At 38.4% G+C, this 5,524-nt stretch carries 5 protein-coding genes; all 5 read left to right on the top strand.

Annotated elements, in window-relative coordinates; genetic code table 11:
* Positions 1-138 precede the first annotated feature (138 nt).
* Positions 139-966 carry a PSP1 domain-containing protein gene (locus tag ACYVTD_RS09410; protein ID WP_461247522.1) on the top strand — a complete coding sequence of 276 codons (828 nt, stop codon included), beginning with the start codon at positions 139-141 and terminating at the stop codon, positions 964-966.
* Positions 963-1,484 (top strand): folate family ECF transporter S component, encoded by a 522-nt coding sequence (locus ACYVTD_RS09405; RefSeq protein ID WP_461247521.1) that lies wholly within the window; start codon positions 963-965, stop codon positions 1,482-1,484. Before ACYVTD_RS09410 ends, ACYVTD_RS09405 begins: the two co-directional genes overlap by 4 nt.
* A gap of 107 nt (positions 1,485-1,591) precedes the next feature.
* Positions 1,592-2,515, top strand: coding sequence for a transketolase family protein (locus ACYVTD_RS09400; protein WP_461247520.1), 924 nt, complete (start codon positions 1,592-1,594; stop codon positions 2,513-2,515).
* Positions 2,516-2,527: 12 nt separating this feature from the next.
* Complete coding sequence (gene gyrA / locus ACYVTD_RS09395) at positions 2,528-4,999, top strand: DNA gyrase subunit A (RefSeq protein WP_461247519.1); 2,472 nt, start codon at positions 2,528-2,530, stop codon at positions 4,997-4,999.
* Positions 5,000-5,002: 3 nt separating this feature from the next.
* Positions 5,003-5,524, top strand: a 522-nt coding sequence (gene murI / locus ACYVTD_RS09390) for a glutamate racemase (RefSeq protein WP_461247518.1), incomplete at its 3' end; no start/stop codon positions are given.

Below are 5,524 nucleotides of genomic sequence, written 5' to 3'. Positions count from 1 at the left end.
CTATAAAGGCTGGTATATGTGGCAGTTCTCTGATGGATATATATTGGATAGCAAAGGAAATAAAACGGGAATTAGCTATGTACCTGGCATACCAACACGTGTAGATTTGAATATTATGTATCAATGATAGGATAAAATATGACTGACAAAATAGATAAAAAAGCAGAAATAAAGCAGGAGAAGAATATTGTTGGTGTTAGATTTTTTTATGACGCTAAGACATATTTTTATGATGCCGTGGGAATTGAATTCTTACAAAACGGAACAAAAGTTATCGCGAACGGTCCTCGTGGGGTCGAATACGGTACGGTGGTTATGCTCGGCGACGAGGTTAAATTGCGACAAAAGATACAAGATAAATTTGAACCACTTATAAGAAAAGGCACGAAAGACGATTTTCAAGCGTATTTGGAGATCCGCAAAAAAGAAAAAGATGCCTTCAATTTTTGTACGCGCAAAGTGGAAGAGTTAAAACTTGAGATGAAGCTTATATATGCTTACTACACTTTCGACAAAACTAAATTGATATTTTATTTTTCTGCTGATGAACGTGTTGATTTTCGCGAATTGGTTAAAATTTTAGCAACAAAATTACATACGAGAATTGAGATGCATCAAGTCGGCGTGCGCGATAGAGCTAGAATTTTGAACGGTATTGGTTCGTGCGGGCGAGAGCTTTGCTGCTCGCGATTTTTGAAAGATTTTACACAAGTGAGCACAAAAATGGCTAAGCGACAAGACTTGGGTTTAAATAGCGGTAAAATTTCTGGGTGCTGCGGAAAGCTCATGTGTTGTTTGAAATACGAAGACGAGACATATCAGGAACTAATTAAAAATCTACCTGAAGTGGGTTCGAAAATTAAAAGCAAAAACGGAGAATCGGTTGTTATATCTCGTAGTACGCTTAAGCAGTCGTACAGAATAAAACACCTTGATAACAATACGATTGAGGAGATTTGTTTGTGAAGAAATTCTTAGAACCGTTTCAGGGGTATGGAACGTATATTTTGCTTGGTATTTTGCTCGCGCTAGAAATTGTTTTGGACAGATACGCTCCGGGGATCAAAATACCGCCAGGGGTTAAAATAACAATCGGGTTTCTTCCTATTTTTGTTGCGGCATATTTTGCTGGGCCAATTGGAGGTATGCTTGTTGCTGGCTTAGGAGATTTTATAGGAGCCAACTTAGTTCCATTTGGACCATATTTTCCAGGATACACACTTACTGCTATTTTGTCTGGAGCGATTTTGGGAATTATTTTGTATAAAAAAGCAAACCTTTTGAGAATTATAATTGCGGTTTTAATCACGCAGATTTTTTGTTCACTAATAATAAATACATACTGGATTTCTTTTCAAACAGGTAAGATGTATTTAGCTTTTTTGCCGACACGACTTATGCAAACTGGGTTTATGATTGTTGCGGAAATTGTTATTGCTGGGCTTATGTTAAGGAGCCTTGAAAGAGAGTTTGGCAAGAAATAAAACTTACTTATAAATTTATAAAAACACTTGAATAAATCAAGTGTTTTTTGCTTGACAATATCTTTTTTTTCATATATAATATGGGTAGTTAATAAGGAGCAAAAAACATGGAAAAAGCAACAAGATTATCTTTTGGTGAGGAATTAGCTGAAATTGGTTTGGATAGCAATATTATCGTTATGGATGCTGATCTTTCGCCTACTACTATGACAAAATTGTTTGCAAAAAAATACCCAGATAGATTTATAGAGGCAGGCATTGCCGAGGGGAACATGATGAGTGTTGCTGCTGGCATGGCAGCTACTGGCAAAACAGTTTTCGCAGCGACCTTTGCCATGTTTTCTGCTGGACGCGCTTTTGAGCAAATTAGAAACTCGATTGCTTATCCAAAATTTAATGTTAAAGTGTGCGGGACGCATGCTGGCATTTCTGTAGGTGAAGACGGCGCAAGTCACCAAGCGATTGAAGACATCGCCTTAATGAGAGCTGTGCCAAACATGAATGTTGTTTGCCCTGCAGATGATATTGAGACAAAAAGCGTAATTCGTTATGCTGCTGAAACAAAAGAGCCGTTCTATATTAGGTTGAGCAGGCTTGCAACGCCGAACGTTTGCCCTGAGAAATATGAATTTGAGCTTGGAAAATCGCTTGAACTGAAATCCGGAAACGATGTTACTATAATTACAACTGGTATTATGGCAAAGCAAGCGTTAGAAGCAGCAGAAGTTTTAAATGAAAAAGGTGTTAGCGCGAGAGTAATAAACATGGCGAGCATTAAACCGATTGATAAGGATGCTATAATTAAAGCTGCAAAAGAGACAAAGGGGATAGTAACTATCGAAGAACATTCGATAATTGGTGGTCTTGGCGGCGCCGTTTGTGAGGTTGTTACAGAAACCTGTCCATGCAAGGTTTTGCGTGTTGGCGTTGAAGATAAGTTCGGGCAAAGCGGGAAACCGGTTGAATTGTTCGAAAAATATGGATTGACTGTTGAAAACGTAATTAAAAAAGCATTAGAATTAACAAATTAAGGACTAATAATTATGAGTGAATTTGATAATCAAAAGATAATAAAAGTCGAACTCTCGAAAGAAATGAAAAAATCGTATATTGATTATGCGATGTCTGTTATTGTTGGGCGTGCGTTGCCTGATGTTAGAGATGGACTAAAACCTGTTCACAGGCGAATATTATATACTATGTTTGAAGACGGATTTACTCCGGATAAGGCTTATAGAAAATGTGCGACGACTGTCGGCGACGTACTTGGGCGATATCATCCACATGGTGACGCTGCGGTTTATGATGCTTTGGTGCGTATGGCGCAGGATTTTTCTCTTAGATATCCGCAAATTGATGGGCACGGCAACTTTGGTTCGGTCGATGGAGACCCGCCTGCTGCTTATCGTTATACCGAGGCTAGAATGTCTAAAGTTTCGCTCAAAATGCTGACAGACATCGATAAAGACACGGTGGATTTTATTCCAAACTTTGATGAACGATTAAAAGAACCAGTTGTTTTGCCATCGCGTTTCCCTAATCTTTTGGTTAATGGATCATCTGGTATTGCTGTTGGTATGGCTACAAATATTCCACCACACAGTTTGAACGAGACGATTGACGCCGTGATAGCCTTGATTGATAACGAGGAAATTGAAATTGATGAGCTTATGGAGCATGTTAAAGGACCGGACTTCCCGACTGCTGGAATAATTGTTGGAAAAGCTGGAATTAGATCAGCATATCATACAGGGCGCGGCAAGGTTGTTATGCGCGCAAGATGTGAGATCGAGGAGTATTCAAACGGTAAGCAACGAATAGTTGCAACAGAAATACCTTATCAAGTTAATAAATCTGTTTTGATTAAGAGAATAGCGGACTTAGTTAAAGAGAAACGAATAGATGGCATAACAGATATTCGTGACGAGTCGGATAGAGACGGAATGCGTATCGTTATTGAGCTTAGACGTGATGCGAATGCGAATATAGTTCTAAACAAACTTTATAAATATTCTTCGATGCAAGAAAACTTTAGTATAAACATGTTAGCGTTGCATGATGGTCAACCAAAAATAATGAATCTTAAGCAAATTTTAACATATTATTTAGATTTTCAAAAGAGAGTTATTGTGCGTAGAACAGAATTCGAAAAGAAAAAAGCAGAAGCAAGGATTCATATATTAGAGGGTTTGAAAATTGCGATTGATAATCTTGATGCCGTTATAAAAACGATTCGCGAAAGTTATGATGATGCTAAAGCGAAGTTGATGACTAATTTCGGTTTGTCAGATATTCAGGCGGACGCTATTTTAGAGATGAAACTCCGCCGCTTACAAGGGCTGGAGCGCGAAAAAATCGAAAGCGAATATAACGAGCTATTAGCTCTTATTAAACGTTTGATTGCAATTCTAGGTGATCCGCAGCTTGTATTGGACATTATAAAAACGGAACTTAATGAAATAAAAGAAAAATTTGGTGATGACAGAAGGACGGAAATAATCCACGACGAAAGCGAAATTGACATCGAAGATTTAATACCTAACGAAGAAAATGTTATAACATATACGCACTTTGGCTATATTAAGCGTACTTTAGCGGAAAATTATCAATCACAAAGCAGAGGCGGAAGAGGAAAATCCGGCTTAGCAACTCGTGAAGAAGATTTTCCTACTGAAATTTTTGTTGCAAAATCACATGCTAATTTGATGTTTTTCACATCAAAAGGTAGAATGTATAAGTTGAAAGCTTATCAAGTTGCTGAAACAGGGAGGAATGCAAAAGGCACGGCTATTGTTAATTTGCTTCCGTTAGAACCAGAAGAAAAAGTGACGGCAATTATTCCGCTTAGAGAAAAAGCTGATGGCGCTCAACTCGTGATGCTCACTAAAAACGGAGTTATAAAAAGAACGAGTCTAGAAAATTTTGCTAGCAACAGAAAATCAGGTTTAAAAGCGATCGAACTCGATGAAGGAGATACACTAATTAGAGTTAAGCAAACTACGGGGAATGACGAGCTAGTCCTCATAACTTCTCGTGGCATGAGCATAAGAATTAATGAGAACAATGTCCGGTCTATGGGGCGTTCTGCTCGGGGCGTTAAAGCTTTGAATTTAGCTGAAGGTGACTATTTGGTTGGGATGTGCCTTGCTACGCTTGGCTCGGAAGATGTGTCGTTGTTAATCGTTTCTGAAAACGGATTTGGTAAACGAGCCGATATTAGCCAATATCGCTTGCAAAACCGAGGGGGAAAAGGACTTAGGACTTATAACGTCACGGAAGAAACAGGCAAAATTGCTGGAGTTAAAACAGTAAAACCTAGTGATGATATTATAGTTATAACTAGCAATGGCGTTATCATAAGAGTTGATAGCGAATCCATCCGTCAAGTTAACAGAGCTACTAAAGGTAAAGGTGTTCGTGTTGTTCGCTTGGGAGATGAAGAGACTGTGATTTCTATGTCTAGTATCCCTAAAGGTGAAATCGACGATAGTGAAATTGAAGATAGCGAGGAATAGACTTTGAATAATAATTCTATTGGCGTTTTTGATAGTGGTGTTGGTGGACTTTCGACTCTGCCAAAAATTATCAAGCGTTTACCATTCGAAGATATAATCTATCTTGGAGATACAGCTCGCGCTCCGTATGGTGTGCGTTCAAAAGAAATTATTACTGAATACGTACGTCAAGATATAGAGTTTTTAATAAAAAAAGGTGCAAAAGTTATTGTTTCCGCATGTGGAACCGCTAGCTCCGTTGCTTTGCCTAACATCAAAAATGAGTACAGTGTTCCGGTTTTTGGCATAGTTGATGCGCTCGTTGACGAAGCAATGCTTGTTACGTCTTTTGGTAAAATTGGTGTCATAGCAACATCGGCAACTATAAATTCCGGAGCCTATGAGAATGCTTTTCATACCCGAAACAAAGATTTGAAAATCATATCTAAAGCCTGTCCGCTGTTTGTAAATTTAGTTGAGAACAATTATGCTGACAAAGAGGCGACTAGACTGATCGCAGAGGATTATTTGAAAATTTTCAAGGAT

This window comes from Treponema sp. R6D11, from assembly GCF_054786075.1.
Note: the sequence above shows the minus strand (reverse complement) of the source record. Positions and strands in the feature narration are given on the sequence as shown.